The sequence below is a fragment of the Mesorhizobium sp. ORM8.1 genome (assembly GCF_053005525.2).
This window is the reverse complement of the sequence record NZ_CM132600.1, coordinates 2,028,715-2,054,694: the sequence shown is the minus strand read 5'-3', so window position 1 is coordinate 2,054,694 and position 25,980 is coordinate 2,028,715. Positions and strand designations below refer to the sequence as shown.

Annotated in this window: 27 protein-coding genes and 2 pseudogenes; 11 read left to right on the top strand and 18 right to left on the bottom strand. The window is 64.9% G+C overall.

Going from position 1 to position 25,980, the window contains the following annotated elements; genetic code table 11:
* Window positions 1-262 precede the first annotated feature (262 nt).
* Both ACVDG8_RS10735 and ACVDG8_RS10730 read right to left on the bottom strand, forming a co-directional pair.
* Window positions 263-463: a hypothetical protein gene (locus ACVDG8_RS10735; RefSeq protein WP_455707673.1), complete on the bottom strand. Its 201-nt coding sequence runs from the start codon at window positions 461-463 to the stop codon at window positions 263-265.
* Between the two features lie 59 nt (window positions 464-522).
* On the bottom strand, window positions 523-909 hold the full coding sequence (locus ACVDG8_RS10730; protein ID WP_455707672.1) for a hypothetical protein: 387 nt from the start codon (window positions 907-909) through the stop codon (window positions 523-525).
* 118 nt (window positions 910-1,027) lie between these two features.
* Here ACVDG8_RS10730 and ACVDG8_RS10725 point away from each other — a divergent pair, with 118 nt between their 5' ends.
* On the top strand, window positions 1,028-2,557 hold the full coding sequence (locus ACVDG8_RS10725) for an MDR family MFS transporter (protein WP_447254684.1): 1,530 nt from the start codon (window positions 1,028-1,030) through the stop codon (window positions 2,555-2,557).
* Between the two features lie 21 nt (window positions 2,558-2,578).
* Here the strand turns inward: ACVDG8_RS10725 and ACVDG8_RS10720 are convergent, their stop codons facing one another.
* Genes ACVDG8_RS10720 through ACVDG8_RS10675 form a run of 10 tightly spaced genes read right to left on the bottom strand, consistent with a single transcriptional unit; the run spans window position 2,579 to window position 12,170 of the window.
* Window positions 2,579-3,670, bottom strand: coding sequence for an ABC transporter ATP-binding protein (locus ACVDG8_RS10720; protein WP_447254683.1), 1,092 nt, complete (start codon window positions 3,668-3,670; stop codon window positions 2,579-2,581).
* 55 nt (window positions 3,671-3,725) lie between these two features.
* Window positions 3,726-4,763, bottom strand: coding sequence for an ROK family protein (locus tag ACVDG8_RS10715; RefSeq protein WP_447254682.1), 1,038 nt, complete (start codon window positions 4,761-4,763; stop codon window positions 3,726-3,728).
* Complete coding sequence (locus ACVDG8_RS10710) at window positions 4,763-5,485, bottom strand: ribulose-phosphate 3-epimerase (RefSeq protein WP_447254681.1); 723 nt, start codon at window positions 5,483-5,485, stop codon at window positions 4,763-4,765. Before ACVDG8_RS10710 ends, ACVDG8_RS10715 begins: the two co-directional genes overlap by 1 nt.
* Entirely contained in the window at window positions 5,482-6,300 is an 819-nt protein-coding gene (locus tag ACVDG8_RS10705) for an alpha/beta fold hydrolase (RefSeq protein ID WP_447254680.1), read from the bottom strand. The genes ACVDG8_RS10710 and ACVDG8_RS10705 overlap by 4 nt, the downstream gene beginning before the upstream one ends.
* A complete protein-coding gene (locus ACVDG8_RS10700; RefSeq protein ID WP_447254679.1) occupies window positions 6,300-7,118 on the bottom strand; it encodes a sugar phosphate isomerase/epimerase family protein in 819 nt (272 codons plus the stop codon). Before ACVDG8_RS10700 ends, ACVDG8_RS10705 begins: the two co-directional genes overlap by 1 nt.
* A complete protein-coding gene (locus ACVDG8_RS10695; protein ID WP_447254678.1) occupies window positions 7,118-8,194 on the bottom strand; it encodes a Gfo/Idh/MocA family protein in 1,077 nt (358 codons plus the stop codon). The genes ACVDG8_RS10700 and ACVDG8_RS10695 overlap by 1 nt, the downstream gene beginning before the upstream one ends.
* Before the next feature lie 2 nt (window positions 8,195-8,196).
* On the bottom strand, window positions 8,197-9,018 hold the full coding sequence (locus tag ACVDG8_RS10690; RefSeq protein ID WP_447254677.1) for a sugar phosphate isomerase/epimerase family protein: 822 nt from the start codon (window positions 9,016-9,018) through the stop codon (window positions 8,197-8,199).
* 22 nt (window positions 9,019-9,040) lie between these two features.
* Window positions 9,041-9,877, bottom strand: a complete 837-nt coding sequence (locus ACVDG8_RS10685; protein WP_447254676.1) for a carbohydrate ABC transporter permease — start codon at window positions 9,875-9,877, stop codon at window positions 9,041-9,043.
* Window positions 9,874-10,806, bottom strand: coding sequence for a carbohydrate ABC transporter permease (locus ACVDG8_RS10680; protein ID WP_447254675.1), 933 nt, complete (start codon window positions 10,804-10,806; stop codon window positions 9,874-9,876). Before ACVDG8_RS10680 ends, ACVDG8_RS10685 begins: the two co-directional genes overlap by 4 nt.
* Window positions 10,807-10,808: 2 nt before the next feature.
* Entirely contained in the window at window positions 10,809-12,170 is a 1,362-nt protein-coding gene (locus tag ACVDG8_RS10675; RefSeq protein ID WP_447254674.1) for an ABC transporter substrate-binding protein, read from the bottom strand.
* 173 nt (window positions 12,171-12,343) lie between these two features.
* Here ACVDG8_RS10675 and ACVDG8_RS10670 point away from each other — a divergent pair, with 173 nt between their 5' ends.
* Both ACVDG8_RS10670 and ACVDG8_RS10665 read left to right on the top strand, forming a co-directional pair.
* Window positions 12,344-13,492: a Gfo/Idh/MocA family protein gene (locus ACVDG8_RS10670; RefSeq protein WP_447254673.1), complete on the top strand. Its 1,149-nt coding sequence runs from the start codon at window positions 12,344-12,346 to the stop codon at window positions 13,490-13,492.
* A 10-nt stretch (window positions 13,493-13,502) separates the two neighbouring features.
* Window positions 13,503-14,456 carry an alpha/beta hydrolase gene (locus ACVDG8_RS10665; protein WP_447257301.1) on the top strand — a complete coding sequence of 318 codons (954 nt, stop codon included), beginning with the start codon at window positions 13,503-13,505 and terminating at the stop codon, window positions 14,454-14,456.
* Here ACVDG8_RS10665 and ACVDG8_RS10660 read toward each other — a convergent pair whose 3' ends face one another.
* Complete coding sequence (locus ACVDG8_RS10660; protein ID WP_447254672.1) at window positions 14,457-15,473, bottom strand: LacI family DNA-binding transcriptional regulator; 1,017 nt, start codon at window positions 15,471-15,473, stop codon at window positions 14,457-14,459. It abuts the gene before it with no gap.
* 231 nt (window positions 15,474-15,704) lie between these two features.
* Window positions 15,705-17,201, bottom strand: a complete 1,497-nt coding sequence (locus ACVDG8_RS10655) for an HAL/PAL/TAL family ammonia-lyase (protein WP_447254671.1) — start codon at window positions 17,199-17,201, stop codon at window positions 15,705-15,707.
* A gap of 304 nt (window positions 17,202-17,505) precedes the next feature.
* Here ACVDG8_RS10655 and ACVDG8_RS10650 point away from each other — a divergent pair, with 304 nt between their 5' ends.
* From ACVDG8_RS10650 to ACVDG8_RS10640, 3 genes are all read left to right on the top strand, one after another.
* A complete protein-coding gene (locus tag ACVDG8_RS10650) occupies window positions 17,506-18,006 on the top strand; it encodes a carboxymuconolactone decarboxylase family protein (RefSeq protein ID WP_447254670.1) in 501 nt (166 codons plus the stop codon).
* A 14-nt stretch (window positions 18,007-18,020) separates the two neighbouring features.
* Entirely contained in the window at window positions 18,021-18,863 is an 843-nt protein-coding gene (locus tag ACVDG8_RS10645; RefSeq protein WP_447254669.1) for a sigma-70 family RNA polymerase sigma factor, read from the top strand.
* Between the two features lie 90 nt (window positions 18,864-18,953).
* Window positions 18,954-19,247: a hypothetical protein gene (locus tag ACVDG8_RS10640; RefSeq protein WP_447254668.1), complete on the top strand. Its 294-nt coding sequence runs from the start codon at window positions 18,954-18,956 to the stop codon at window positions 19,245-19,247.
* Between the two features lie 72 nt (window positions 19,248-19,319).
* Here ACVDG8_RS10640 and ACVDG8_RS10635 read toward each other — a convergent pair whose 3' ends face one another.
* Window positions 19,320-20,222, bottom strand: coding sequence for an SDR family oxidoreductase (locus tag ACVDG8_RS10635; RefSeq protein ID WP_447254667.1), 903 nt, complete (start codon window positions 20,220-20,222; stop codon window positions 19,320-19,322).
* Between the two features lie 99 nt (window positions 20,223-20,321).
* On the opposite strand from ACVDG8_RS10635, the pseudogene ACVDG8_RS10630 reads away from it, so the two are divergent.
* Window positions 20,322-21,154 (top strand): annotated as a pseudogene (locus ACVDG8_RS10630) (helix-turn-helix transcriptional regulator).
* Between the two features lie 50 nt (window positions 21,155-21,204).
* Here ACVDG8_RS10630 and ACVDG8_RS10625 read toward each other — a convergent pair.
* Together ACVDG8_RS10625 and ACVDG8_RS10620 are read right to left on the bottom strand one after the other, a co-directional pair.
* Complete coding sequence (locus tag ACVDG8_RS10625) at window positions 21,205-21,813, bottom strand: NAD(P)-dependent oxidoreductase (RefSeq protein WP_447257300.1); 609 nt, start codon at window positions 21,811-21,813, stop codon at window positions 21,205-21,207.
* A 33-nt stretch (window positions 21,814-21,846) separates the two neighbouring features.
* Window positions 21,847-22,482 (bottom strand): annotated as a pseudogene (locus tag ACVDG8_RS10620) (DsbA family protein); the annotation flags it as partial.
* 105 nt (window positions 22,483-22,587) lie between these two features.
* Between ACVDG8_RS10620 and ACVDG8_RS10615 the strand changes: the two are divergent.
* The 3 genes from ACVDG8_RS10615 to ACVDG8_RS10605 all read left to right on the top strand — a co-directional run bounded on the left by ACVDG8_RS10615 (window position 22,588) and on the right by ACVDG8_RS10605 (window position 24,145).
* Window positions 22,588-23,529, top strand: a complete 942-nt coding sequence (locus ACVDG8_RS10615; protein WP_447254665.1) for a LysR family transcriptional regulator — start codon at window positions 22,588-22,590, stop codon at window positions 23,527-23,529.
* Window positions 23,530-23,654: 125 nt separating this feature from the next.
* Window positions 23,655-23,990 (top strand): hypothetical protein, encoded by a 336-nt coding sequence (locus ACVDG8_RS10610; protein WP_447254664.1) that lies wholly within the window; start codon window positions 23,655-23,657, stop codon window positions 23,988-23,990.
* Complete coding sequence (locus ACVDG8_RS10605) at window positions 23,975-24,145, top strand: hypothetical protein (RefSeq protein WP_455707671.1); 171 nt, start codon at window positions 23,975-23,977, stop codon at window positions 24,143-24,145. Before ACVDG8_RS10610 ends, ACVDG8_RS10605 begins: the two co-directional genes overlap by 16 nt.
* A 9-nt stretch (window positions 24,146-24,154) precedes the next feature.
* On the opposite strand, the gene ACVDG8_RS10600 is transcribed toward ACVDG8_RS10605, so the two are convergent.
* The gene (locus ACVDG8_RS10600) at window positions 24,155-25,072 is read right to left on the bottom strand and encodes a LysR substrate-binding domain-containing protein (RefSeq protein WP_447254662.1); all 918 of its coding nucleotides are present in this window, start codon (window positions 25,070-25,072) and stop codon (window positions 24,155-24,157) included.
* A 78-nt stretch (window positions 25,073-25,150) separates the two neighbouring features.
* Between ACVDG8_RS10600 and ACVDG8_RS10595 the strand changes: the two genes are divergently transcribed.
* On the top strand, window positions 25,151-25,978 hold the full coding sequence (locus tag ACVDG8_RS10595; protein ID WP_447254661.1) for a class I SAM-dependent methyltransferase: 828 nt from the start codon (window positions 25,151-25,153) through the stop codon (window positions 25,976-25,978).
* Window positions 25,979-25,980 lie beyond the last annotated feature (2 nt).

The window sequence follows — 25,980 nt, the reverse complement described above, 5'->3', positions numbered from 1 at the left end:
GCAACGCGCGCCCGGTGCGGGTCTCTTCCATGTCAGGCATTTGCTCCTCCCAGAGCGCTGGTTTATGCCTCGCCAGCGTTTCCGCATGGTTTAGAAAAATTTTACGTACGTCAAGAATTAAAATAGAGCGCAGTGGATTTTTATACGCCGGGACACGACAGGAACTGGTCAATCTCAGGAGATTGGCGGCGGCAACAGTTGATCCCACCAAAGCGGGAGAAGATGTTGCGTCCAGACAGGGCTGGGCTTGCGGCTGCGCCGCCTACTTCGCCTCGGCCAGCGACTGCTCGGTCTCGTCCATCATCTGTTTGACGGCGTCGGCTGACCTGCGCATCTCCGCTTCGTCCATGGCCCAACCGGCGAAGCGTTCCAACAGGCCGGCGAATGTCACGAGGTCCTGCTCATCCCACTGCGCCAAAGAGCCGGCGAAGATCCGCCATTTGGTCTGGCGCACCGCCGTCACCAGGCGCTCGCTCTTGGCGGTGAGCTTGAGACAAATGCGCCGGGCATCGAGTTGCGATGCTACGCGGAAGGCGTAGCCGCGCTCGACGAGATCGGCGGAGATGCGGCTGGCGCGGAGGGGTCGATGCCCACGCGCTCGGCGATGATGCCGACCGTCATCTCGTCCTGCGGGTTATCGCTGACGATCGCACTGAGTGCCAGAATCGCATCGAGGTGGCTCACTTCCAGCGAGGGATCGATGCGCGCCAGGATCAAACGACCGAATTCCCGGCGCTGGACGGAACGGCGCACCTTGTTCATCACCGCATCGATGGCGGCAACGGCTTCGGCCGCCGCCTCGGACAGGCCGCTGCCGCGCGCCAGATCCGCAAGGTCCTGATTGCCATGCGCCTGGCAAAGGGCTGAATATCGGTCGGGCTTGTCCGGCCCGGCATCGTTGCTGTTCATACCGTGGCGCGCTAGCAAAAATACATGCGGATGTCAATTGTGTGCTGATAGCATATATTTGATGTTGACATATATCTGCTGCGGGCACATAAGCCGCGTCCAGTCTACGGAGACACCAATGACCCTCGACTCGACCCTTCCGGATGCGCGGCCCGTAGAGGCCGAAGCCGGGCCGGACCTGACGACATTGATCGTCTATCTGGGCGCGCTGATTGCCATGTTCATGGCCACCATCGACATGCAGATCGTCGTCACCGCCTTGCCCACCATTGCCGGCGAGCTTGGCAATCTGCATCTGTTCGGCTGGGTGGGTGCCGCCTACCTGCTCTCGACCGCCGCGGTTTCGCCGTTCTACGGCAAGCTCGGCGACATGTATGGCCGCAAGAACGTGGTGCTGACGGCGATCGGCCTGTTCCTGCTGGGGTCGCTGGTCTGCGGCATGGCATGGTCGATGAAGAGCCTGATCGCCGCGCGCGTGCTTCAGGGCATCGGTGGCGGTGGCCTGATGGTCTCGGCCTTCGCCATGATCGGCGAATTGTTTTCGCCGCGCGATCGCGCCAAATACCAGGGCTACAGTTCGGCGGTGTTCGCGCTGTCGTCGGTGCTCGGCCCATTGGCCGGCGGCTACATCACCAGCCTGTTCGGCTGGCGCTGGGTATTCCTGGTCAATCTGCCGATCGGCATCGTCGTGATGGCGGTGCTGGCGTTCGCCATGCGCAGCCGCTTCAACGAAAAGAAGCACCATGTCGATTATCTTGGCGGCGTGCTGCTCGCCATCGGCACCACGGCCATCGTCTATTGGGGCTATCATGTGCTCGACCCTTCCGGGCCGGACCTCTTCACCTTTGCGCTGCCGATCCTTGCGCTGGTCGCCATCACCTTGTTCATCATGGTCGAGCGCCGGGCCGACGAGCCGATCGTGCCCTTGCGGCTGTTCGGCAATTCGACGGTCAGCATCGTCTCGGGCGTGTCGCTGGTCGCCGGCACAGTGACGCTGGGCATGTTCTTCTATTTCGCGCTCTACATGCAGACGCTGACGGGTCTCAGCCCCGCCGAAGTCGGCTTCCTGTTCCTGCCGGCGTCGCTGACGTCGATGGTCATCTCGATCGTGGCCGGGCGGGTGATTGCCGCAACTGGACGCTACAAATGGATGCCGGTGGTGGCGATGGCCATTGGCGGGCTGTTGATGCTGGGCTTTGTCTTCACCAACCAGCACACGCCGATCTGGGTGCTGGCGACGATGATGGCTGTGTTCGGCATCAGCATGGGCCTGCAGTTCCAGGTGCTGATCGTGGCGATCCAGGCGGCAGCACCGCTGCAGGACATCGGCGCGGTGACCTCGCTGATCACCCAGGCGCGGACGCTGGGCGCATCGCTCGGTCTGGCGCTGAATGGCGCGGTGATGATCTGGGCCCTGAACCGGCAGACGGCAAAGCTTCCCACCGAAGCCGCCGCCCTGCTGCCGGATGGGTTGAACGGGCTCACCCCACACATTGCCGCGAGCCTGCCGGCCGCGATCCGCGAGGTCGTGCTCGATCACTATTCCGGCGGGTTCAACGTGATGTTCATGTGGGTGGCGGCGCTCTATTTCGTCGCCATGGGGCTGACGCTGCTGCTCGAGAACAGGGAAATCCCGAAGCGAGCCTGAAAAAGTCGAGGCAGGCAGAGCTCAGACAGGCTGAAGCGGCACCAGCGCCTGCCCATCGGCATTGAACAGATGGCAGGCCGATGGCGCGATATCGAGCGCGATCGGCGCATGCAGCGGCGTCGCGTCGCCGCCTTCGGCCTGCACGACCAGCGGAACTTCGGGCGTAACCTCGACATGGAAGATGGTCAGGCTGCCGAGCCGCTCGGCGAGTGCCGCCTGTCCCTTGAACGGGCCGTCGGGCGCGATCTTCAGATGCTCCGGCCGCATGCCAAGCAGCAATTCGTCGCCGGGTTTGGCGCCGCCAGCCGCCACAGGCACCGTGAGGGACTTGCCGCCGGGCAGGCTTACGCCGACGCCGTCGCTTCCGGCCGTGGTCACCTTCACCTTGATCAGGTTCATCTTCGGCGAGCCGATGAAGCCGGCGACGAAAATATTGGCTGGGCGGTTGTAGAGGTCGAGCGGCGAGCCGACCTGCTCGATGCGGCCGGCATTCAGCACCACGATCTTGTCGGCCATGGTCATGGCCTCGGTCTGGTCGTGGGTGACATAGATCATCGTCGCCTTGAGCTGCTCGTGCAGCCGCATCAGCTCCAGCCGCATGCTGACGCGCAATGCTGCGTCGAGATTGGACAGCGGCTCGTCGAATAGGAACACTTTCGGGTTGCGCACGATGGCGCGGCCAATGGCGACGCGCTGGCGCTGGCCGCCGGACAGCGCCTTCGGCCGGCGTTCGAGCAGATGCGCAAGCTGCAGCACGTCGGCCGCTTCCTTCACCTTGCGCTCGCGCTCCTGCGTCGGCACGCCGGCGATCTTCAGCGCGAAGCCCATATTGTCGGCGACGCTCATATGCGGGTAGAGCGCGTAGGATTGGAACACCATCGCAAGCCCGCGCTCGGACGGATCGATGTCGTTGGCGCGCGTGCCGTCGATGGTGAGGTCGCCTGAGGTGATTTTTTCCAGGCCCGCGATCATGCGCAGCAAGGTCGACTTGCCGCAGCCGGAAGGGCCGACGAAGACGACGAATTCGCGGTCGGCGACGTCGAGGTCGATACCGCGGATGATCTCCGCCGATCCGTAGGATTTGCGCACGCCGCGCAGCTTGAGCTCAGCCATGGCTTGTCTCCCTAGAGCATGATGCCGAAAAGTGTGAAGCGGTTTTCGGACGACATCATGCTCTGTCTCTTTGATGAGAGCCTGCCGATCCTTCGGCATTGTTCTTGGCCTCTTCGTTCTGCACCATCGAAAGCGCCGTGCCCGGCTCGCCCTCCCACAGGATCAAGCTGGCGGCGCCGACGAGGCCGGCGCGGTCGCCGAGCTCGGCCGGCACGATCGGCACGTCGCGATAGGCTTGCATCGCCCGCTGGTCGATGGTTGCCCTGATCCCGGGCGCCAAAAGGTCGAACCCGTTGGACAGCCCGCCGCCCATGACGATCAGGTCGGGCGAGTAGAGATGCAAGAGATTGGTGAAGCCGATGCCGAGCCACGTCGCCTCGGCTTCGATCAACTGACGGGCCGCCGCATCATCGCCGCGCGCGGCCTCCACGACATGCCGGGCCGAGACGTCGCCATCCCCGGCAAGTCGCCTGAGCAACGAACCGTCCCCGGGCGCGGTCAGCCGCGTCGCTCGCCGTCCGAGCGCGGTGCCTGAAGCAACCGCCTCGAAGCAGCCGACATTGCCGCAGAAGCAGCGATCGCTTTCGTTGGTGATCGTCATGTGGCCGATCTCGGCCGCCAGACCGCGCCGGCCGTGATAGATGTGGCCATCGGCGATCACGCCGCCGCCGATGCCGGTCGACACGGTGACGAAGACCAGCGAACTGGTGCCGCGACCGGCGCCGAAGCGCCATTCGCCGAGTGCGGCCGCATTGGCGTCGTTCTCCAGCCGCACCGGCAGGCCGAACTGCCGGCCAAGGATGTCGATCATCGGCACATTGTGCCAGCCCGACAGCGTCGGCGGCCCGATGACAATGCCGGCCTTGGGATCGAGCGGGCCGGGCGCGCACGCGCCGATGCCGACGACCTTGGCCTGCGGATGCTCGTCGAGGAGTTTGTTGGCGAGCGCGATGATCCGGCCGATCACCGCTTCCGATCCGGCGCCCGCCATTGTCGGTTCCGAGACGCGCGCGACGACCTCGCCGCCGCGCTCGACCAGCGCGCCGCGCAGCTCCGTGCCGCCGAGGTCGAAGGCTAGCGCAAGCGTCTCCATCAGGCGGCTGCCTTCAGCCCATGCAGCCAGGCCATGCGCTGTGCAAGGTCGGGATCGCCGAAGGCGAGCGAGCCCAGCACCACCGTGTCCGCGCCGGCGGCGCGCAGCAGCGGCACCGTCTCGTGACGGATACCGCCATCGGCGGCAAGCACGATGTCGGCCTCGCGACCGGCTTGCCGCATCAGCGCGCGCGCCTCGATCAGGCGTGGGCAGGCTTTCTCCGACAGGCTTTGTCCCTTGACGCCGATCGAGGTGCCGAGCAGCGTCACGAAAGCGACGTGCGCCAGGAACGGAACGATGGCCGCGACCGGCGTCTCCAGCCGCAGCACCACGCCGGCCTCGGCGCCGAGTTCGCGCGCCAGCCTTGCCGCGCGCAGGCCCGCCTCGCCGTTTTCGGCGTGGATGGTGATCAGGTCGGCGCCGGCTTCGATGAACTGGCGCGTCTGCGCCTCGACGATTTCCGCCTCGACCATCAGATGCACGTGGATCGGCCTGGCCGTGAGCTTGGCAATGCGCGCCACCAGGTCGGGGAAAAACAGGAAGCCCGGCGTGAAGCGGGCATCCGCCACGTCGATATGGTGAAGATCGGCATGCGCTTCGATGCGCTTCAGCTCGCGCTCCATATTGGCGAGATCCGCCGACCACAGCGAGAACTCGCCGAGCAGACGGTTGCGCGGCAGGGCAGCGATGGCGGCGGGGCCGGAGAGGGGTTTGCTGGTCATGACGGAATGAGGCTCCGGACTTTTGATTGGGGCTGAAGAAAGCTCGCGATCTGCGCGTGCAGCTCGCTGAAGTGCCTTTGGCTGTCGGCCGCCTTCGGCGTGATTTCGGCGAAAATCGCGTTGGGAATTGCGGCGGCCAACATGTAGCCGGCCGACAGCGGGTGTAGGGCGTCGACCGCGTTGCCCAGGATCAGCGTCGGCATATCGAGCGCCGCCGCGTCGCGTTCGGAAACACCGGGCCCATCGCTGGCGATATTGGCAAGCACCTGCGCGAATGTCCTGGCATCGGGACGATCGAAATAGCCGAGCAGCGAGGCCAGATTATCGCGTGCCTCGCGATAGAGCCTTATGGCGGTATCGGACTGTGCAAAAAGCGAGCGTCCCTTGTCCGTTCCATGCTCCAGGATGAGCCCGGCGACCTCGACGATTGGCTGCAAGTTCTGCGGCGCAGGCGAAAACGTCCATGCCGGTCTCACCAGGATGAGGCCCGCAACGCGTCGCGGATGACGGCAGGCCAGCCGCAACGCGATCGCCGCGCCCATCGAGACACCGCCGGCAACGAAACGGTCGAGGCCTGCCTGATCGGCGGCGGCCAGTACATCGTCGGCGAACATCTCGAAGGAGAATGGCCGCCGCTCGCCAAGCCCGGATCCGCCGTGGCCACGGCATTCCAGCGTGACACGCCGGAAGCCGGCGGGAAAGGTTTGCGAGATCTGCGCCTCGCCGCCGCCCAGCCCATGCTGGAAGACCACGGACAGGCCTTCACCGGTATCGCTGACCTGCAGCGTGGCGCCGTCGCGCAGCAGCGTCGCCATCACACCAGCCCCTTGAGGAAACCGGCGACGCCTGGCGCCTCTTCGGCCGAGAGCCCATGCGTCACCAGCGGTCCGTCGAAGCTGTTGGCCCTCAACCGGGCGATGAAGTCGGCGAAGTCGACCACACCTTGTCCGGCCGTGGCAAAGCGGCCGTCGGCGAAACGGTCTTTCGCGTGGGCGAGCGAGACATGTCCCGCGGTGCGTTCGACGGCCGCGGCGACGATGGCGCGCGCTTCGTCAGAATCGGCCTGTTCAAAGAGGTTGGCGGGATCGAGCACGATGCGCAGTCGCTTCGAGCCCATTTCGCCGATCAGCCGCATCGCGTCGTCGGCTGAGGTCACGATGTTGGCCTGCTCCGGCTCGATGCCGAGATCGACGCCATGGCGCTCCGCGACCTGCAAGGCCTTCTCCATCTCGCGCGCCATGTCGACCCAGGCCGATGGGTCGCTGTTGTCGGGATGGTGCGCCCACTGGTCCTCGGCGTTGCGCGTTCCGGTGCAGAGCGTCACCAGAGGCGTCGACAGCCTGGCGGCGGTCTCGATGATGACCGCAAGCCGCCGCAGCCCATCGTCGCGCACGGCTTGGTCGGGATGCGCCATGTTGTAGGTACCGGACAGCGCGACAAGACCGACGCCCGAAGCCTTGGCGGCGGCATCGATGGCGCGGATCGTTTCGTCCGGAACCACGTCCGGCATCGACGGCAGGCCGGCGCAGGCAAGGTTGAACTGGGTGACCGTAAAGCCGGCGTCGCGTACGGCGGCCAAAACGCCGGCCGGCTCGCTGCCTGGAAAAGTCTTGGCGAACACCCCGATCTGCATCAGACCGCTCCGCTCACGCTGGCGAGCTCGACACGCTCGCCGCTCTCGACCGAGCGGGCTATCGCCACCATGGCACGGATCGAGGCAAGTCCGTCCTCGACGGTGGCGCCGCGTTGCGGCTTGCCGTCGAGCACTGTGTCGGCGAGGCCTTCCAGCTGGCGGCGGAAGAAATGGCCGTCGGCGCCAAGCGGCTTGCGCGAGGTCGCGTCCCTTTCGTGGAAAATGTCGACCTCGCTGGCGCGGAAATACCAGGGGTTGAAGGTCTTGGCGATCACCGAACCGTTCTCGCCATAGAGCTGGAAACCTTCGTGCCAGTCCATGCGCACGGCGACGGTGAGGTCGAGATGGCCGAGCGCGCCATTGGCGAATTCGGTTTCGACGAACCAGCAATAGGCGCCGAATTTTTCATGAAGGCGGGCGCGAACGGCGGTCATGTCTCCAACCAGGAAGCGCGCCGTGTCGACCAGGTGCGAGCCATGCGCCAGCATGAAATATTGCCTGAGATCTGCCTTGGGATTTCCCGCCGGCTTCTTCGCCAGTTTGCTGGTGACCGGCAATGGCTGCACGGCGTCGGTGTTGGTGTAGCGGTGTGTGGAGTCGCAATACCAAGCCTTTAGCGCCAGGATATCGCCCATCTCGTCGCGCACGAAATCGCGCGCCGCCTCCAGCGCCGGGTCGAAGCGCTTCATATGCCCGACCTGCAGCACCTTGCCGGAGCGCTTGACCGCCTCGGCCAGCTTCTCGCCTTCCTCGACCGAGACGCCGATCGGCTTTTCGCACAGCACATGCTTGCCGGCCTCCAGCGCCTTGATCGACATCGGCACGTGATAGGCATCGGAGACGGCGACGATCACCGCCTCGAGCTCGGGGTCGGCGAGCATCTGGTCATAGTCGCCATACATCCTCTGCGGTTCGTAGGTCGCGCCCATGCGTGCCAAGAGATCGGGCGCGGCATCGCAGATCGCGTAGAGGTCGGCATTGGCCGCCTTCGCGCAGGATTCCAGATGCGCGAACTGCGCGATAGGGCCGCAGCCCAGGACACCGACACGCAGGCGACGGTCTTGCTTGCGGATCATCGTCAGGCTCCGTAGCCGCGCATGGTCTGGCGGTTGGTTTTGACCGCGCCGGCGGGATCGGCGGCCGCGGTTTCGGATTCCTCCTCCAGCACCAGCCAGCCGTTGAAATTGGGGGCCGCGCTGGCGATCTCGATCACCTTTGGCGTATCGCAGATGCCCTTGCCGAGCATCGCCCAGGTGCCGCTCGCATCGACGTCCTTCAGATGCACATAGCGGATGCGGTCGCGGTAGGTGGTGAGCGTATCGGCCATGTCCTGACCGCCGCGCAAGATGTGGCCGGTGTCCGGTACCCAGCCGACCAGCGAGGCGTCGAGCAGGCCGAAGATGCGATCATAATCGGCGCGGTCGAAGAGCAGCGTGTTGTGATGCGAGCTCGGATGCACCGCGACCTGGACGCCGGCCTTGCGGCCGAGCTCGCCGGCTCTGTTGTAGACCTCGGCGGCGATGGCGAACTTGTCGTCGCGCGGTCCGTCGGACACGACGGTCGCCGAGCCCATCGAGACCAGCGCGCCGGAAAAGGCAGCGGCGAAATCGACCCAGCGCTTGGCGGCCTCGAGGTCAGCGCCGATCTGATCCTGCAACGTAAAACCGCTCTTCGAGCCGAAAGCGAAGGAGACCAGCGTCAGCCCGGACGACTTTAGCGCCGCGGCGAACTCGGACGGCCGGTCGGCATAGCGGCCGATCATTGTGTCGGTGATCTCGATGCCGGCATAGCCGCCATCGGCGATCGCCTTCAACAGATCGTCGGGGCCGCCGGCGAAACGGTCGCCCAGCATTTCCCAGGTGAAGGTCTGGCAGCCGACTTTGAGGTCTTTCACGATCATTCTTTCATGTCCTTGAACCCGCTCATTCCTTGACGCCACCTTGGGTCAGGCCTTCGATGATGTGGCGCTGGAAGAACAGCACCAGCACGATCAGCGGCACGGTGACGACGGCCGAGGCGGCTGCGATATCGCCCCAGGGCACGTAATAGAGGTTGGTGAAGTTGGCGATGCCGACGGGGATCGTCTGGCGGTCGATGTTGGAGGTGAAGGCGAGCGCAAACAGGAATTCGTTCCAGGCGCTGATGAAGGCAAGCAGGCCGGTGGTCACCAGGCTGGGCAATGACATCGGCAGGATGATGTGCCACAGCAGGCCCGGGATCGAGACCCCGTCCATGCGCGCTGCTTCGTCGATCTCGCGCGGCAACGTCTCGAAATAGCCGAACAGCACCCAGGTGACCAAAGGCAGGCCGAGCGCCAGATAGGTGATGATCAGCGCCGTATAGGTGTCGAGCAGGCCGAGATTGGTCGCCAGCAGGTAGAGCGGCCCGACCAGCGCGATCTGCGGGAACATCGACACCGACAGGATCACCATCAAGATGCCGAAGCGCCCTTTGACGTTCAGCCTGGAGAGCGCAAAGGCGGCAAGCGAGCCGACGATCAGGCACAGGAAAGTCGTCGCAAGCGCCACCACCAGCGAGTTCCAGACATAGCGGTGCAGCTGCTTCTCGACGAAGGCGTTGTAGTAGTGCTCGAGCGTGAAGGGATGCGGGATCAGCGACGGCGCGCCCGAGGTCAGCGCCCTGTCGAGCTGGAACGAGGTCGAGAACTGCCAGATGAACGGGCCGCCCGACCAGACCAGGATCATGAAGGCGCCGAGATAGATCATGAAGCTTTGCAGCGGCGAGCGCGTGTCGTTCATTGCGCCCTCCTGATCTGCCGGATGAGCAAAGCGACGAAGACCAGCGCGATGAAGCCCTCGGTGATGAACATCGCCGTCGAGACGGCGGAGCCGTAGCCGAACTGCAAGGTCGAGAACAGCACCTTGTAGGATAGCGTCGACAGCGTCTCGGTGGAATCGGCCGGGCCGCCGCCGGTCAGCACATAGACCAGGTCGAAGACGCGGAAAGCGTCGAGCGCACGGAACAGGCCGGCGATCAAAAGCGTCGGCATCAACAGCGGCAGGCGGATGTACCAGAAGGTGATCCAGCCCTTGGCGCCGTCCATGCGCGCCGCCTCGATCAGCGAGTTGGGAATGGTCTGCAGCCCGGTGAGCAGCAGCAGCGCCATGAACGGCGTCGTCTTCCAGACGTCGGCGATGATGATGGCGGTCATCGCCGTGCTGGTCGAACCGTACCAATTGATCTTCTGATCGATCAGCCCCGCATGCAGGAGCATGTAGTTGATGATGCCGTTCTGGCCGTCGAACAGCCAGCCGAACATTTTCGAGGTGACGACGGTCGGCATCGCCCATGGCACCAGCATCGCCGCGCGCACGAGGCCGCGGCCCTTGAATGCCTCGAACAGGATCAGCGCCATGCCAAGCCCGATCACCGTCTCCAGCACGGTGGACGCGAAGGTGAACCACATCGTGTGCCACCACGCATTCCAGAACTGCGCGTCGCCCCAAAGCTGCGCGTAGTTGGCAAAGCCGGTGAAGTCCTGATCCTGCGTGATCAGGGAGGTGTTGGTGAACGACAGATAGAGGCCGTTGAGGATCGGATAGAAGGAGACCGACGCCAGCGAAACGAAGGCTGGCGCCAGAAGGAGCAAGGCCCAGAGCCCGCTGGGCAGCGCCCTGCCAAGCCGCCGCGGCCGGCCAGCGCCTGGAACGGTGGCGGCCGCGGTCATGGTCAGGCGACGATCTTGGTGATCTGGTCGGCGAGCGCGTCCATCTCGGCCTGGACATTGCCGGAAACCAGCGCCTTGGAGATGCCGGACTGCAGCGCCAGCGTCACCTTGGCGTATTGCGGCGTCTTCGGCCGCGCCGTGGCGCCGGTGAACACTTTTTCAAGGCTCGCCATGAAGGGCTGTTCCTTCTTGATCTGCGCGTCCTGGAACAAGGCTGGCCGGGTCGGCGCCAGGCCGAAATTGAGCGCGATGCGGTGCTGGGTCTCGGTCGACGACAGCCAGGTGAGCAGCTCGATCGCCGCCTCGCGCTGCTTCGAATTGGCGTTGACGCCGAGCTGGTAGCCGCCGAGGCAGGCCGAGCTCTTGCCGCCGGCGAAGGCGGGCAGGGGCGCGACGCCGACCTTGTCCACCACTTGCGAGGCCTTGGCGTCCTGCGCGATCGGATAGACGTAGGACCAGTTGCGCATGAACATCGCCTTGCCCGAGGTGAAGGGCTGGCGCGACGGCTCCTCGTCCCAGGACAGCACGTCCTGCGGGCTGATCTTGGTGGTGGCGATGGTGTCGTGCAAGAACTGGATGGCTTCGACCGCGCCCTTCTGGTTGATCACCGACGACTTGCCGTCGGGCGCGAGGATCGCGCCGTTGTTGGAGGTGATGATCTCGACCGCGTCGCAGATCAGTACTTCGGCCTGCTTGCCTTGCCAAAGATAGCCGAAATCGACATCGCCGGCCTTCTGTCCCGCGGCGGCCAAAGTCGCCATGTCGGCCCAGGTCTCCGGCACCTTGCCGCCATGCTTTTCCAGCACGTCCTTGCGATAGTAGAACATGCCCGAATCCATGAACCAGGGCAGGGCGGTCAGCTTGCCGTCATAGGTACAGGCATCGAGCGTGCCGGTGAAGTAGGCGCTGCGCTTGTCGGCCGGGAAATATTCGTCGAGCGCCAGCGCCCAGCCGGCGGCGGCGAAGCCGGCGATCCAGATGACGTCCTGGCTGAACACGTCGGGCGTGCCGCTGCGGCGCGCAAGCTGCTGCACCAGGCCCTGATAGACCTCCGTCGAGGAGCTCGGCGGCGGCAGCTCGATGTTCTTGACCAGGACGCGGTCCTGCGATTCGTTGAAGACCTTGATCAGGTCGCCAAAAGTCTCCTTGCCGAAGAAGGCGGCGCTGGCGAAGCTGATTTCGGCGCGCGATTGCGCTCGTGCCCGGCTGATGCCGAGGCCGGAACCGAGCGCCGCGGCGCCCAGCATGCCGGCGCCGATGAGAAACTGCCGGCGATCTGCGATCGTGACGTGCCCAACAGGCATCGTCGTGACGTGGCCAATGGGCTTTGAACCGGCGGTTGGCCGTTTTTTCATGTCAGTCATGTTTTCTCCTCCAAACGCTGGCAAGCCTCCCGATGCGCCAGCGTGTTCGTATGCTCTAGAAAAATTTTACGCGCGTCAAGAATTAAAATGCTGTATAGCGAATCTCGAAAAATCGCTCGCCGCTTCTGGTGGAGCGCGGACGCACATATTGCCGCTTTGGGAGGCGAGTAAAAATGCAAGCAAAATCAGGGGCGAAGCTCGGCATCGGTGTCGTCGGCTGCGGCAACATATCGATGACCTACCTTCGTAACGCGGCGCTTTTCAGCGGCGTCGAACTACGCGCCTGCGCCGACATTTCCGCCGACATGGCCGCCTTGCGGGCCAAGGAATATGGCATCCGCGCGCTGTCGGTCGATGCGCTGTTGGCCGATCCGGAGGTCGACCTCGTCCTCAACCTCACCATCCCGGCGGCGCATTTCGATGTCTCGTTTTCGGCGCTCTCGGCGGGAAAACATGTCTTCACCGAAAAGCCGCTCGCGACCTCGGCCAGCGACGGCCGCAGGCTGGTCGCCGAGGCGGCCAAGCGCCGGCTTGCGCTCGGCTCGGCGCCGGACACGTTCCTCGGCGCCGCCGGACGACGCGCACGCCGCCTGATGAACGAAGGCGCCATCGGCCGCGCCGTCACCGGCACCGCCTTCATGATGGGGCGCGGCATGGAGCACTGGCATCCGAACCCGCAATTCTACTATCAGCCGGGCGGCGGCCCGGTCTTCGACATGGGGCCCTATTATCTGACCATGCTGGTCAACCTGCTCGGTCCGGTCGACCGCGTCATGGCGACGGCGACACGCGGCCAGGAGGAGCGGCTGATCACCGCCGAAGGTCCTTACAAGAACACCAGCTTCCGGGTCGGCACGCCGACCAACATCCTGTCGCTGCTCGAATTCCGCTCCGGCGCCACCGTCACCTTCGGCGCCTCCTGGGATGTCTTCAAGCATTCCAACCACCCGATCGAATTGCACGGCACCGAAGGGTCGCTCAGGCTGCCCGACCCCGACACGTTCGGCGGCACGGTCTCGCTTTCCGAGCGTGGCGCCGACTGGAAGGATTTCTTGAGCGAGAGCGAACTCTACGGCGCGCGCAACTGGCCCTATGCGGCGCCCGACCGCGCCAACTACCGCATGCTCGGCGTCGCCGACCTGGCGCGATCGCTTATCGAGGGCAGGAAGCCGCGCGCGTCCGGGGAACTGGCGCTGCATGTGCTGGAGATCATGGAGGCGATCCTGGCCTCCGGCGAAAGCCGCAACGCGGTCGCGATCGTCGGCACCGTCGACCAGCCGCCGTTGCTTGGCGAGGACGAGGCGGCGAGTCTGCTTGCCTGAGCGCGTTGCCATGTCGTCTCCGCTCGATCCGCAAGCGCAGCATGTGCTCGACCTCGGCCGGCAGGGCAACGCTCCGCCGTTCGAGACCGGGACACCGGATGAAGCCAGGCGTGCCTACGAAAAGAGCTTTCCCGACCTGCAGGGCGGGCGCGAGCCTGTCGCCTCCGTCAGCGAATGCACCATCGCCGGTCCGAGCGGACCGCTGCGGCTTCGCCTCTATCGCGGCCAGGGCGCACTCGCGGCCGATGCGCCGGCGTTGATCTATCTGCATGGCGGCGGCTGGGTGATCGGCAATCTGGATTCGCATGACGAGATCTGCCGATGGTTCGCCAATAGCGCGGCCTGCGTCGTTATTGCGCCCGACTACCGGCTGGCGCCCGAGCACAAATTTCCGGCGGCGATCGAGGATTGCCAGGCCACGCTCGCCTTTCTGCGCGAGACGGGTGGCGTGCTCGGCATCGATGCCAGCCGCATCGCGGTCGCCGGCGACAGCGCCGGCGGCAATCTTGCCTCGGTGCTGGCGCTGCTCGTGCGCGGCGAGGAGAATCCGCTGACCGCGCAGCTATTGTTTTATCCGAACACCGACGCCGCCCAGGCCGCGGATAGCTATCGCCGCTTCGGCGAGGGCTTCGGCCTGACGGCATCGACCATGGCCTGGTTCCGCGATCACTATGTGCGCGATGCGGCCGACATCGAGGACTGGCGCGTCTCGCCGCTCAAGGCCAGGAGTCTTGCCGGCGCCGCACCTGCTTTCGTCGCCATCGCCGGCCACGACATCCTCGCGGACGAGGGCGAGGCCTATGCGAAGCGGCTGAGAGCCGATGGTGTGCCGGTGGTGCTCCGGCACTGGCCAGGGCAGATCCACGGCTTCGTCTCGATGGGCCGTCACGGTCCGGCATCGCGGCAGGCGGTCGAGGCGGCGGTCACCGCCTGGCGCGGCTTCGATACCGCGTTGGCGAGATAATCAGGCCGACTGGCGCATCATCAGCGTGGCGTCGAGGCTGACCTTCGGCGTCACCGCGGCCGCGTCCTCGTCGAGCAGCGCCAAGAGCGTCTCGACGCTGCGGCCGGCCATGGCGGTAAAATCTTGCGCCATGGTGGTGAGCGCAGGGCAGGTGTAGCGGCTGAGCGGATGGTCGTCATGCGCCGCGATGCGCAAGTCGCAATCCGCTTTGCGGCCCACGCGCAGGCCTTTCGAGAAGGCTGCCGCCATCACGCCGAAGGCGAGACGGTCGTTGGCGCACAAAATGGTCTTGCCCGGCAGGCCGCCATTGGCCAGCATCTTTTCGGTCTGCTCGTAGCCGATGCGCTCGAAATCCCAGGTGTAGTCGTCGATGTTGCCGAACACGACGGGCTCAAGCCCGAGACGCTGCATCGATGTCAGGTAGCTGTCCAATCGCTCCGGCGAATTGTGGTTGACATGCGGGATGTCGAAATACACCGGGGCATCGCCTGAACGGCACAGGTATTCGACGATCGTCGCCACGCTCTTGGCGTTGTTGTTGCCGACGAAGGGCGTGTCGCCTTCGAGGAAGGTGTCGAAATAGACGATCGGGATGGTCTGCGTCAGCTTCTCCAGCGTGCGCTGGTCGGACCGCCTGCCGAGCGGCGCGATCAGCGCGCCGGAGACTTTCAACGACAGGATGGTTCGCGCCGCCTCGACCTCGAGCTCGGTCAAGCCATGCGAGGAGATGACGATCGGCCAATAGCCTTCATCGCGCAGCCTGAGCTCGATGCGGCTGACCATCTCCGAATAGAACGGATCGGCGACCGTCGGCACGACGATGCCGATGCTGCGCGTGCGCTTGCGGTTGAGGTTGCGCGCAAACAGATTCGGCTGGTAGTCCGACGAGCGCAGCGCCTCTTCGATGCGCTTTCTGGTTGCCGGCTTGACGCTGGTCGGATCGTCGAAATACTTCGACAGGGTTGGCCTGGAGACACCGCAGGAGCGGGCGAAATCCTCCATCGTCTTGTGCGTCATCGCCGTTCAATCCCTCGCGACATGGATTTTTGGTCCGTTCCATGCGCCGCTCCGGCATCTTCCTTACGGTGCGCCGGCGCACGACTGCAAGTTGAAACTTTACAGAAAGCCCTGCAAGTTTCAACGCGTCGAGAGAATTTATTGCATGCGTAAACTTTTGATGGCGCAAATTATTGGTCGGACTGGTGACAAGGTCAGCAGCCTGGAACAACGGTGTCAATCCGGGTCCGATCAGAACCGCGGGTTCGCCACCAGCCGCGCCACCCGCGCCATGTCGCCGCTCATCTCGCGGTCGTCGTCGAGCGGGGCGACCAGCGCGCGCACGGCGGCATAAGCGCGCCGCGGTCCTTCGCCCATGCTGTCCAGCACGCCGCGCAGCTCGACCCCGGTGGCCGCGAAGATCAGTTCCATCGCAACCATGTAGCGCAGGCGTTCGATGATCGCGGCAGTCTTGGCCACGACGCGCGGCGCCATCGACGACTGGTCCTCGACGCCGTCCGAGATCGCGAGCGGGCTGAGCGACATCGGATTGGCGAGGTGCCGGATCTCCGCCTCGAGCGCGGCAACCGGCTTCTGCAGTTCGGCATAGCCCTGGCGGCTGCCACCCCGGGCCGACAGGAAGCGCGGCAGCTCCGCCACCGTCGGCGACATCAGCTTCATCGAACGATTGGCGGTGCCGACGGCGCAATGCGCCAGCGCCTGGCCGAGCTGCTCGAAGGTCAATGTGAAGGCCGTCAAATCGAAATTGCCGTTGGAAATGACCCGCTCGGCCTCGGCCAGGATGACCGGATTGTCGCCGGAATGGCCAAGCTCGATCTCCGTCGCCAGCTTCGCCTGCTCATAGGCATAGAGCAGCCCGCCCCAGACTTGCGGCACGCAACGAAAACTCAGCGGGTCCTGCAGGCGCCGGGCGGCGTTCTCCTGCCAGAGCCCGCTGCCTGAAAGCTCTGCCCGCAGACGCGCGCCGATCTCGCGTTGGCCGAAGGCCGGCCGCGCCGCAAGCGCGTCCTCGTCGATCGCCTTGAGCGAGGCGCGGAACGCCTCGTAATTGAGCGCCACCGCCGCCAGCGACCAGTCGATCAGGCAGGCGACCTCTTCGAGCGCCAGGCATGCGGTGCCGGTCGAAAGGCTGTTGGCGACGATAATGGCATGGCCGTCCTTTTCGCGCAGGTCGAGCGGCTCCAGCCCGGCAAGCTTGAGCGCCTCGGCCGACGGCATGATCCTGCCCTGATATTCCGTCTCGCCATCGCCACGCAGCGCCCGCGCCAGATGGCCGAGTGGCGCAAGGTCCGCGGCGCCTACCGATCCCCAGGAAGGGATCACCGGATGGACGCCGGCGTTGAGCGCCGCGATCAGCCCCATCACCACGCCTTCCGACACGCCGGTGCCGCCCGCCGCCATGCCGCAGATGCGCGCCACCAAAAGCGCCCGCACCGCCTCGGTCGGCAGCGACGGACCGGCGCCCATCGAGTGGCTGAGCGGCACGCTGTGCTGGAAGGCGATCAGGTCGGCTTGCGCCAGCGGCGTGTCGACACAGGCGCCGAGCCCGGTGGTGACGCCATAGAGCGGCTTGCCGAGCTGGGTCAGGTGCTCGATCAGCGCGCGGCTGGCGCGGATGCGGCGTAGCGCTTCCTCGCCAAGCACCAGCCTGGCATTGCGCCGCGCGATCTCGGCGACATCGCCGACGCCGAGCGGCTTGGCATCGAGGACGATCACTCTGGCTGTCATCTGGCGGCTATCCCGTAAGCATCCCGGCTGATCGGACGAAAGCCAAAGGATAGCGGCCATCGGCGCTAGCCATTGTCGAAAATCCGCCGTCGCGGTCGCCGTTGTTACGTCAGTGATGTTCTTATCCGAAGGTCGTCGCAGAACGTCACATCCACCGGATGGACACAAGGGTGCCGGGCTATCCGAAGTCGAAAGGCTGATACCAGCGGTCAGTGTCGCGTAGCGCAAGGGAATTCTGGCGTCATGTCACATTGGACAGAAGCTGGCTCGTCTTGAGGTCGGAACCAATGAAAGGAAACCGACCATGACAGTCAGACTCGACCCCCTTGCCGCCGCCCCTTCGCTGATGAAGGAGTGGCACCGCGCCTCGATCGCCATTGCCTCCAGCCTCGACCAGGATCTGGCCGAACTCATCGAAATCCGCGCCTCGCAGATCAATGGCTGCGCCAACTGCATCAACATGCACACGACCTGTGCCCGCGAGCGCGGCGAAACAGAGCAGCGCATCTACCTACTCTCGGCCTGGCGCGAGGTGCCGTGCTATACCGACCGCGAGCGCGCGGCGCTTGGCTGGACCGAGGCGCTGACGCGGATGAGCGAAGGCCACACGCATGAGGCGGCCTACGAGGCGCTAAAACCTCATTTCTCCGAGGAGGAGCGGGTGAAGCTCACATTGATGATCAACATAATCAATGGCTGGAACCGCATCGCGGTCGGCTTCGGCGGCTTTGTCGATCCCGCAACGGTCAAGGCTTCGAACAAGGCGGCTGCCGTCGCGGCTGCCAACAAGGCGGCCGCCGCTTGACGGCGGAGCCGGAAATGACGGGCGCGGCGGCGGCCTTCGAGCCGCTGCGCCCGAAGCTGATGCGCGTCGCTTATCGCATGCTGGGCTCCGTCGCCGACGCCGAGGATGTGCTGCAGGAGGCCTTCATTCGCTGGATGAGAGCCGAGCGCTCCGAGGTGCATCGGCCCGAGGCCTTCCTGCGCCGCACGGTCACGCGGCTCTGCCTCGACCAACTCAAATCCGCCCGTCACCAGCGCGAGACTTATGTCGGCCAGTGGCTTCCCGAACCTGTCGTGGAAGAGGACGAAGTGGACGATGTCAGCCTGCCGCTGATGCTGGCGCTGGAACGCCTGTCGCCGCTCGAGCGCGCCGCGTTCCTGCTGCACGATGTGTTCGGCTTGCAGTTCGAGGATATTGCCGCCGAGATCGATCGCGATCCGGCCGCCTGCCGCCAGCTGGCGGCCCGCGCCCGTGAGCATGTCCGCGAGGCGCGGCCGCGCTTCAAGGTCGAGAAGCAGCGCGGACTGGAGATCGCCGAGGCGTTCTTCAACGCCTCGCGCAGCGGCGACATGAAGGCGCTCGGCGCGATGCTGAGCGCCGACGTTGCCGCCCATGCCGACGGCGGCGGCAAGCGTCCGGCGGCGACCGAGCCGGTCCTCGGCTTCGACGCGGTCATGCGGCAATACGCTGTTGTGGCGGCGTGGCTGAAGGACAATCGATCGAAGCTCGTCCGTCTTGCCTTTATCAACGGCCTGCCGGGCTTCGTCACGCTGGAGGCCGATGGCGAGTTGCAGACCACGGCGCTCGATATCGAGGACGGCAGGATCACGACGATCTATGTGATGCGCAATCCCGACAAGCTGAGGCATCTGCATTAGCTTGAGCCGGAGGCCAACGCGGCGGGAACTTTTGCTCGGCTGGCGATTTGGATATGCTGCGGACCTCAATCGCCAGAAAGGTTGCCGCCGATGACGAAATACCTAGCGATCTTCGCGCTCGTGCTTGCCGCGGTGGCGAGCATGTCCGCTCCGGCATTCGCCGGCGAAAAGCACCATCGTCATCATCACTATCGTCACTACCGCGTGGTCGAGCAGGAACGCTACGTTCCGGCTCACGAGGATCTCATCGACATGCTGTTCGGCGGTCCGCGTTATTATGACCAGCAAATGTCCACCACGGCGGCGGGCGCCTGCGCTTATCACCGCGTCGGGCCGGATGCGAATGCGGTAAACGATGTCAACGACAACTATTGCGGAAAATAGTCCGCAAGCGATGAAAGCGGGTCAGCCCTTCGACAATGACTGACCCGCTCTTAAGTCCAGGGCCGATGCGGCTTAGGCAGCGGCAGCCCGCGAATAGTCCATCCGTTCGAGGTCGGCCATCAGGGTCGGTCCGGTCGGCTGCCAGCCAAGCTGCGCACGCGTCCATTCGCTGGAGGCGGGCATGTCGAGGTCGGCAAATATGGAAAGCCAGCCGAAATGGCCGGCCGCTTCTTCCGGCGACAGCGAGACCACCGGTATGTTGAGGCCGGCGCCGATCGCTTCCGCGATGTCGCGCATCGAGACGCCTTCCTCGGCGACCGCGTTGTAGCGCACACCGGCCACCTGCTTGTCCAGTGCGAGGCGGTAAAGCCGCGCCACATCCAGCACATGCCCCGCCGGCCAGCGGTTGCAGCCGTCGCCGATATAGGCCGACACACCCTTGGCGCGGGTGAGGTCAAGCAGTGGCGTGATCAGGCCCTGCTTCACCGTGTCGTGCACTTGCGGCAGCCGCACCACCGATACGTTGACGCCCGCCTCAGCCAAAGCTGCGCCGGTTAGCTCGGACAGGATGCGCGGATTGCGATGCTCGGTGTTGAAGACTTCTTCCTTCGCCAACTGCCCAGGACCGGGGCTACCCATGCCGGTGCCGGACGTGATGAGCAGCAGCCGGTCCGAACCGGCCAGCGCGCCGCCCAACGCCTCGATCACCCGTTTGTCTTTTTCGCAGTTCGCCACGAAATTCGAGAAGTCGTGATCGAAGGCGGTGTGGATCACGGCATCCGACTTTGCCGCACCCTCGCGTAGGCTGTCGAGGTCTTCGAGGTCGCCGCGATGCGCCTCGGCGCCTGCGGCTGCAAGCGCCCGGGCGCCTGCGTCGGAACGCGTCAGGCCAAGCACCTGATGCCCGGCGGCAAGAAGTTCGGGGACGATTCTGGAACCGATGAAACCGGTGGCGCCTGTAAGGAATACACGCATGGGGAGGATCTCCTGGGTTGTTAGGAGGCCCTTCTCGCGCTATAAATCATCCTGTTAAAGTAGTGACTTTATCATGGTATAATACTCAACAGGATCACCATGCCCGCGCAGACCATCAACAAGCTTGGCAATTTCCTGCGGGATCGCCGCATGCGTCTCGACCCGGTCGCCTTCGGTTTCACCACCGGGCGCCGGCGCACGCAGGGCTGCGCCGCGAAGAGGTGGCGCAACGCGCCAACATCAGCCCGACCTGGTACACCTGGCTGGAACAGGGCCGCGGCGGCGCGCCGTCGGCGGATGTGCTGAACCGCATCGCAAGCGGACTGATGCTGACCGAGCCCGAACGCGAGCACCTGTTCATGCTCGGCCTCGGGCGCCCGCCGGAGGTCCGCTATAAAGGCGTCGACAGCGTGACGCCGCGCCTGCAGCGCGTGCTTGACGCCATGCCGCTCAGCCCGGCGATCGTCAAGACCGCGACCTGGGATGTGGTCGCGTGGAACCGCGCCGCCGCGGCAATGCTGACCGACTATTCCAAGCTGCCGCGCGAGCAGCGCAACATTTTGCGCCTGATGTTCGGCAGCCCGCGGGTGCGCGCCGCGCAGGACGATTGGCAGGCCGTGGCACGCTTCGTGGTCGGCTCATTCAGGGCCGACGCTGCCCGGGCCGGCGCCGGCGCGGAGGTCACCGAACTCGTCGAGGAGCTGTGCCGGACCAGTCCGGAGTTCGAGGCGCTGTGGCGCGACAGCGATCTGGTTGCCGGTCAAGGCGAGGGCCTGAAACGTCTCCGCCATCCTGAGATCGGCTTGGTCGAGCTGGAGTTTTCCGTCTTCGCGGTCGACGGTCGCCCGGAGCTCGGCATGATCGTCTACAACCCGGCGACGCCCGCGGATGCCGAGCGCATTCAAGCGCTGATCGCGTCACGCTCGGCATGATGGCGGACCGCCGCATCCAGCGGTCCGCCACAAAGGACTGAAGGGTTACCTCAGTAACCGACGGTGAAGCGCTGCCGGATGTGCTTGGGCTTCTCGATCTCGTCGGCCATGACGATGGCGTAGTCCTCGAAGGAGATGCTGCTGCCTTTATCGTTGGTCAAAAGCGTGTCCTTGCCCAAACGGTACTTGCCGGTGCGCTCGCCCGCCACAAACAGGGCCGACGGCGACAGGAAGGTCCAGTCGAGATCGCTGACCGTCCTGAGCTTGTCCAGGAAGTCCGCGCCCTTGAGCGCCTCCGCCTTGTAGATGGCGGGGAATTCAGGCGTGTCGACCAGGCGCTTGCCGGGGGCGACTTCCAGGCTGCCGGCACCGCCGACGACGAGATAGCGCTTGACGCCGGAGGCCCGCACCGCCGCGATCAGCGTGTCGGGATCGCTGGCGGTGAAATGCACCGAGCTGATCACGGCGTCATGGCCTTTTATCAAGGCGGCGAGACCGTCCTTGTCGAAGACGTCGCCTTTGATCGCGGTGACGCCGGGCAGCTGAGCAATCTTGTCCGGATTGCGGGCAATCGCGGTGATGGCATGGCCGCGATCGGAGAGTTCCTTGAGCACGCGCGCGCCGACCTGGCCGGAGGCGCCGATGAGTGCGATCTTCATGGTGGTTTCCTTTTGCTTGGGGGAAGAAATCGGGGCCGCCTGGATATGGGCGACGAGATTGTCGTAGCTGCCGAACAATGCGTTCGAGCCGATAAGCCGGGGCGCGTCGTTGCGAATGACCGCGAGCGAGGGAACGCCATTGGCGTGAAGCCGCTGGAACAGGGTGCGTCCGCGGCCGACCAGGTCGCGGTTTATCGCCAGCAACGCATCCGTCGGCGCCTTGAGCGCCTCGGCCGCCTGCGCCATGCCGGCATCGCTCAGCACCTGGGCTACGCCGTCTGCTGTCACGATATCGCGGCCGTCGACATAACGTGCCCGCTGGATTGCCTTCAGCGCCGGCAGCCGCCGGTGCGGATCGTCCAGGCCCGCGGCGCTGATGCCGAGTGTTGCCGCGCTGGAATCGAGCAGCGTGCCGCGCACATCGAGAACATTGTCGAGATAAGCCTGGGTGAAGCGTTGTCCGCTCAGCCGCTCGATGCGCTGGTCGTTGGCCCAGGCATGGGCGGCAAAGCCTGCATCCAGCGGCCGCGCACCGGCGCCCGAGAACAGGCCGGTCGGCAAAAGCTCGATCGCGACGCCGCTCGCCGCGAGCCTGTCCAGCATCGGCGTGGCGCCGTAGCACCAGCCGCAAAGCGGATCGAAAAGATAGGTCACGGTGGCATCGGTCATGGCGATCTCGTTCATCCAGCGTCGTTCCACCTAGATGGCAGTTCGGTGGCTTGCGAAAAACCGCGATCAATCATACAAACTGTATGATCAGATCAGACAATAGCCATGCCCGACCTCCTCAATCTCAACCGGCTCGTTTACTTCACCACCGTCGTGGAGACCGGATCCTTCACCGCCGCCGCTGACCGCCTCGGTGTCGCCAAGGCTGTGGTCAGCCACCAGCTGGGCCGCCTCGAGGAAGAACTCGGCGCGACGCTTTTGCGGCGCACGACCAGGCGCGTCACGGCGACGGAGGAAGGCCGGCAGTTCTACGATCGTGCTGCCATCATCCTGCGCGAAGCCGAAGCCGCCTATGGCGATATTGCGCAAAGCGCTGGCAGGCCGACCGGGACACTGCGTGTCACCAGCTCGCTCGACTACGGCGCCAAGATCGTCGCGCCGACCATTGCCGGCTATCTTCGGAAATATCCCAAGATGAAGGTCGAGGCGATCTTCGACGACGCCATCAGCAACCTGGTCGACGAACAGATCGACCTCGGTATCCGTATTGGTTGGCTCACCGATTCCAGCAACCAGGCGCGGCGGCTCGGAACCTTGCAGCAATTTGTCGTCGCGGCGCCGAAGCTGGCGTCCGGCCTTCCAGCCGATGTGAGCCCGAAGCTCGCAAAATCGCTGCCCTGGGTCGGCAACGCGCAATTGCGCGGCATCGGCCAGTGGCTGTTCTCGAGGGAGGGCGAGACAGTGCTGACCGAACTCAATCCTGTCGTGACGTGCAACAAGACACCGGCGGTGCAGGCTTGCGTCATCGCCGGCATCGGCCTCGGCATCTTCCCCGACTTCGCCGTCGAGGACGATATCGCCGCCGGCCGTCTCGTGCGGGTGTTCGCCGACTGGACGCTGCCTTCGGGTGGCATCCACGCCGTCTATCCGCCCGCCCGTTTCAGGCCGGCCAAGGTGCGTGCCTTCGTCGATCTGCTGGCGGCGGCGGAGCGGAAGCGAGCGCGAAGCCGGGACTTAGGGCGTTTCACCGTTTCACGGAAACGGTGAAACCTCTAAGCCTTTGTTTTTACGCAATTCCGGGCGGAAAACCGCTCACACTTTTCCTGGAATTGCTCTAGGCTAATATCCACCGCCAGGCCTCTCCAGGCAATACGTTTCACGGGAGATGTATCATGACCGTCAATGATCTCAGTTGGTCTGCCACCGAAAAGAAGGCTGCCCGCGCGGCCTTCGACAAGGCTCTCGAGGTGGCGCTCGCGAGCACTATGGCGGAGTTCAAAGCAAAGGCAGCTGCCGCCACCACCTTTTCCGATATGTGGGAGATCGAGGACTATCTGAAACTGCAAAGGCGAAATCTCGACCGGATGTTCGACTATCGCTACTCGCAACTGACGGTCGTTTTTGCCGCTCTCATCCGCAAAGGATATCTGGACGAAAACTTGCTTTCAGGTTTGTCGCAAGAAAAACGCGAAGAAATCCGCAGAATGCTTGCGTGGCACGAGAGATAGGGCTTGAAAGCCATCAGCTTCGCGCCGCCGCGCGCCTGGCCCTACAGCCTGCCATGGCGCTCGATCAGCCGCTTGCCGGTATCTCCGCCCGCTACGGTGCGCGCGCCACGGACTTCGTCACCATGCAGCTTGAATATCCACGAACGGCGCTGTGAGTTTCAGGCTCAGGACGCGTTTCCATTGCGCATGATGTGGTCGATGAAGGCGCGCAGCTTGGGCAGCACCTGATGCCGCGCGGGATAGTACAAAAACACCCCCGGTGAGGTGACCGCAAAGGCGCCAAGCACTTCACGCAGTCGACCGTCCGCTAGAGCCGGCCCGGCAACCGGGCTCGGCACCTGCGCAAGTCCGACACCCTGGACCGCCGCCCCGACAAGCGCTGGATAGTCATGCGCGATCAGCGGTCCGGAGACGATCGCCTCTATCGTCTTGTTGCCGTCGACAAAGGACCATGGCGCGACCGAGCCGTTGGAGCGGCGCATGCGCAGGCAGGCATGCGCGCGCAGATCCTCGATGGCCTCCGGCGGCGCCCGGAGGCTGAGATAATCGGGGCTGCCGACGACGATCATCGGGAAAGGCGGCGCCAGCCGCACCGCCACCATGTCGGGGGCGATGAACTCACCGAGCCGGATGCCGGCGTCGAAGCCCCCGGCCGTGAGGTCGACCAGCTCGCCGCTGGCCGCGATTTCCAGCTCGATGTCCGGATAGTCACGGCAGAAGGATGCCAGCAGCGGCTCGAGCAGGATCGGCACCACCGAAGGCGGCACCGAGAGCCGCAGCTTTCCGGCTGGCCGCTGGCCGAGCTCGCTCGCCGCTTCGCTCGCCGCGATCAACTCCTCGAAAGCCGGTCCCGCGCGCGACAGGAAGCGCTCGCCGGCCTCGGTCAGGCCGACGCTGCGTGTCGTGCGCATGAACAGCGCCGCGCCGACCCGCGCCTCCAGCGTGCGTATCGCCTGGCTGATCGCCGACGGGGTCACGCGCAATTCGGCGGCCGCCTTGCGGAAATTGCGGTGCCTGGCGACGCTCAGGAACGCCTCGACGCCATCGAGCGCCCCGTTTCGGACTGTGAAGTTCTGCTTCATAGGCCATCGACATTATCGCGGATAGTTACAGATCGGAAGCCACCCTATCTGTGTTGCGACAGGACAGGAGCAATAGCCATGACGGACGAACTCGAACGCGTGCGCGATCACTATCGCGCGACAGGACTGGTCGACCGGCTGAAGACGGCGCTGGCGGTTTTCGGACCCGAGGAACAGCAACTGAAGCCGGAACAATTGGCCACGCTCGACCAGTTCCACACGCGCGGGCTTGCGGCCACCGCCGAGCTGGCCAATCTGGCTGTCATCTCCGCCGGCATGTCGGTGCTCGACGTCGGATCGGGGGTCGGTGGGCCGGCCCGCTTTCTTGCGGCGACCTATGGCTGCGATGTCACCGGCATCGACCTCAGCGAACCCTTCGTCGAGGCCGCGCGCTATTTGACCGCGCGGACCGGGCAAGACGGCAAGGTGTCGTTCGAGGCCGGCAGCGCGCTGGCGTTGCCCTTCGAGGACGGGCGTTTCGACGCCGTGCTCCTGCAGCATGTGGCGATGAACATAGCCGACCGGCCGTTGCTCTATCGCGAGATCAGGCGTGTGCTGAAGCAGGGTGCAAAATTCGCGACCTTCGACGTCGTGCTGGATGCAGGCGATCCGCACTATCCGGTTCCCTGGGCCAAGACTTCGGGCGAGAGCTTCCTGCTGACGGCCGCCGCCACCTGCGAGGCGATCGAGGCAGCCGGCTTCGGCACGCTTGTCCGGCGAGACGATACCGACGGCGCCAAGGCCTGGTTCACCGAGCTTCGCGCATCCGGCCCGCCATCGCCCAATCTCGGCATCATCATGGGGCCGGGCTTCGCGGAATTCACCGTCAATCTCGGACGCAACCTGGTGCAAGGCCGGCTGGGCATCCTGACCGCGGTGTTCGAAGCCATTCCCGTCAAAAGCTAGAG

Bases quoted from the DNA above. Each gene is read 5' to 3' on its own strand.
- ACVDG8_RS10730 (WP_455707672.1), bottom strand. From the start codon at position 909: ATGAACAGCAACGATGCCGGGCCGGACAAGCCCGACCGATATTCAGCC.
- ACVDG8_RS10595 (WP_447254661.1), top strand. From the start codon at position 25,151: ATGACGGACGAACTCGAACGCGTGCGCGATCACTATCGCGCGACAGGA.
- ACVDG8_RS10640 (WP_447254668.1), top strand. From the start codon at position 18,954: ATGACGAAATACCTAGCGATCTTCGCGCTCGTGCTTGCCGCGGTGGCG.
- ACVDG8_RS10715 (WP_447254682.1), bottom strand. From the start codon at position 4,763: ATGGAGACGCTTGCGCTAGCCTTCGACCTCGGCGGCACGGAGCTGCGC.
- ACVDG8_RS10615 (WP_447254665.1), top strand. From the start codon at position 22,588: ATGCCCGACCTCCTCAATCTCAACCGGCTCGTTTACTTCACCACCGTC.
- ACVDG8_RS10655 (WP_447254671.1), bottom strand. From the start codon at position 17,201: ATGACAGCCAGAGTGATCGTCCTCGATGCCAAGCCGCTCGGCGTCGGC.
- ACVDG8_RS10725 (WP_447254684.1), top strand. From the start codon at position 1,028: ATGACCCTCGACTCGACCCTTCCGGATGCGCGGCCCGTAGAGGCCGAA.
- ACVDG8_RS10665 (WP_447257301.1), top strand. From the start codon at position 13,503: ATGTCGTCTCCGCTCGATCCGCAAGCGCAGCATGTGCTCGACCTCGGC.
- ACVDG8_RS10610 (WP_447254664.1), top strand. From the start codon at position 23,655: ATGACCGTCAATGATCTCAGTTGGTCTGCCACCGAAAAGAAGGCTGCC.
- ACVDG8_RS10710 (WP_447254681.1), bottom strand. From the start codon at position 5,485: ATGACCAGCAAACCCCTCTCCGGCCCCGCCGCCATCGCTGCCCTGCCG.
- ACVDG8_RS10690 (WP_447254677.1), bottom strand. From the start codon at position 9,018: ATGATCGTGAAAGACCTCAAAGTCGGCTGCCAGACCTTCACCTGGGAA.
- ACVDG8_RS10720 (WP_447254683.1), bottom strand. From the start codon at position 3,670: ATGGCTGAGCTCAAGCTGCGCGGCGTGCGCAAATCCTACGGATCGGCG.
- ACVDG8_RS10650 (WP_447254670.1), top strand. From the start codon at position 17,506: ATGACAGTCAGACTCGACCCCCTTGCCGCCGCCCCTTCGCTGATGAAG.
- ACVDG8_RS10680 (WP_447254675.1), bottom strand. From the start codon at position 10,806: ATGACCGCGGCCGCCACCGTTCCAGGCGCTGGCCGGCCGCGGCGGCTT.
- ACVDG8_RS10660 (WP_447254672.1), bottom strand. From the start codon at position 15,473: ATGACGCACAAGACGATGGAGGATTTCGCCCGCTCCTGCGGTGTCTCC.
- ACVDG8_RS10645 (WP_447254669.1), top strand. From the start codon at position 18,021: ATGACGGGCGCGGCGGCGGCCTTCGAGCCGCTGCGCCCGAAGCTGATG.
- ACVDG8_RS10670 (WP_447254673.1), top strand. From the start codon at position 12,344: ATGCAAGCAAAATCAGGGGCGAAGCTCGGCATCGGTGTCGTCGGCTGC.
- ACVDG8_RS10685 (WP_447254676.1), bottom strand. From the start codon at position 9,877: ATGAACGACACGCGCTCGCCGCTGCAAAGCTTCATGATCTATCTCGGC.
- ACVDG8_RS10675 (WP_447254674.1), bottom strand. From the start codon at position 12,170: ATGACTGACATGAAAAAACGGCCAACCGCCGGTTCAAAGCCCATTGGC.
- ACVDG8_RS10625 (WP_447257300.1), bottom strand. From the start codon at position 21,813: ATGAAGATCGCACTCATCGGCGCCTCCGGCCAGGTCGGCGCGCGCGTG.
- ACVDG8_RS10695 (WP_447254678.1), bottom strand. From the start codon at position 8,194: ATGATCCGCAAGCAAGACCGTCGCCTGCGTGTCGGTGTCCTGGGCTGC.
- ACVDG8_RS10600 (WP_447254662.1), bottom strand. From the start codon at position 25,072: ATGAAGCAGAACTTCACAGTCCGAAACGGGGCGCTCGATGGCGTCGAG.
- ACVDG8_RS10705 (WP_447254680.1), bottom strand. From the start codon at position 6,300: ATGGCGACGCTGCTGCGCGACGGCGCCACGCTGCAGGTCAGCGATACC.
- ACVDG8_RS10700 (WP_447254679.1), bottom strand. From the start codon at position 7,118: ATGCAGATCGGGGTGTTCGCCAAGACTTTTCCAGGCAGCGAGCCGGCC.
- ACVDG8_RS10635 (WP_447254667.1), bottom strand. From the start codon at position 20,222: ATGCGTGTATTCCTTACAGGCGCCACCGGTTTCATCGGTTCCAGAATC.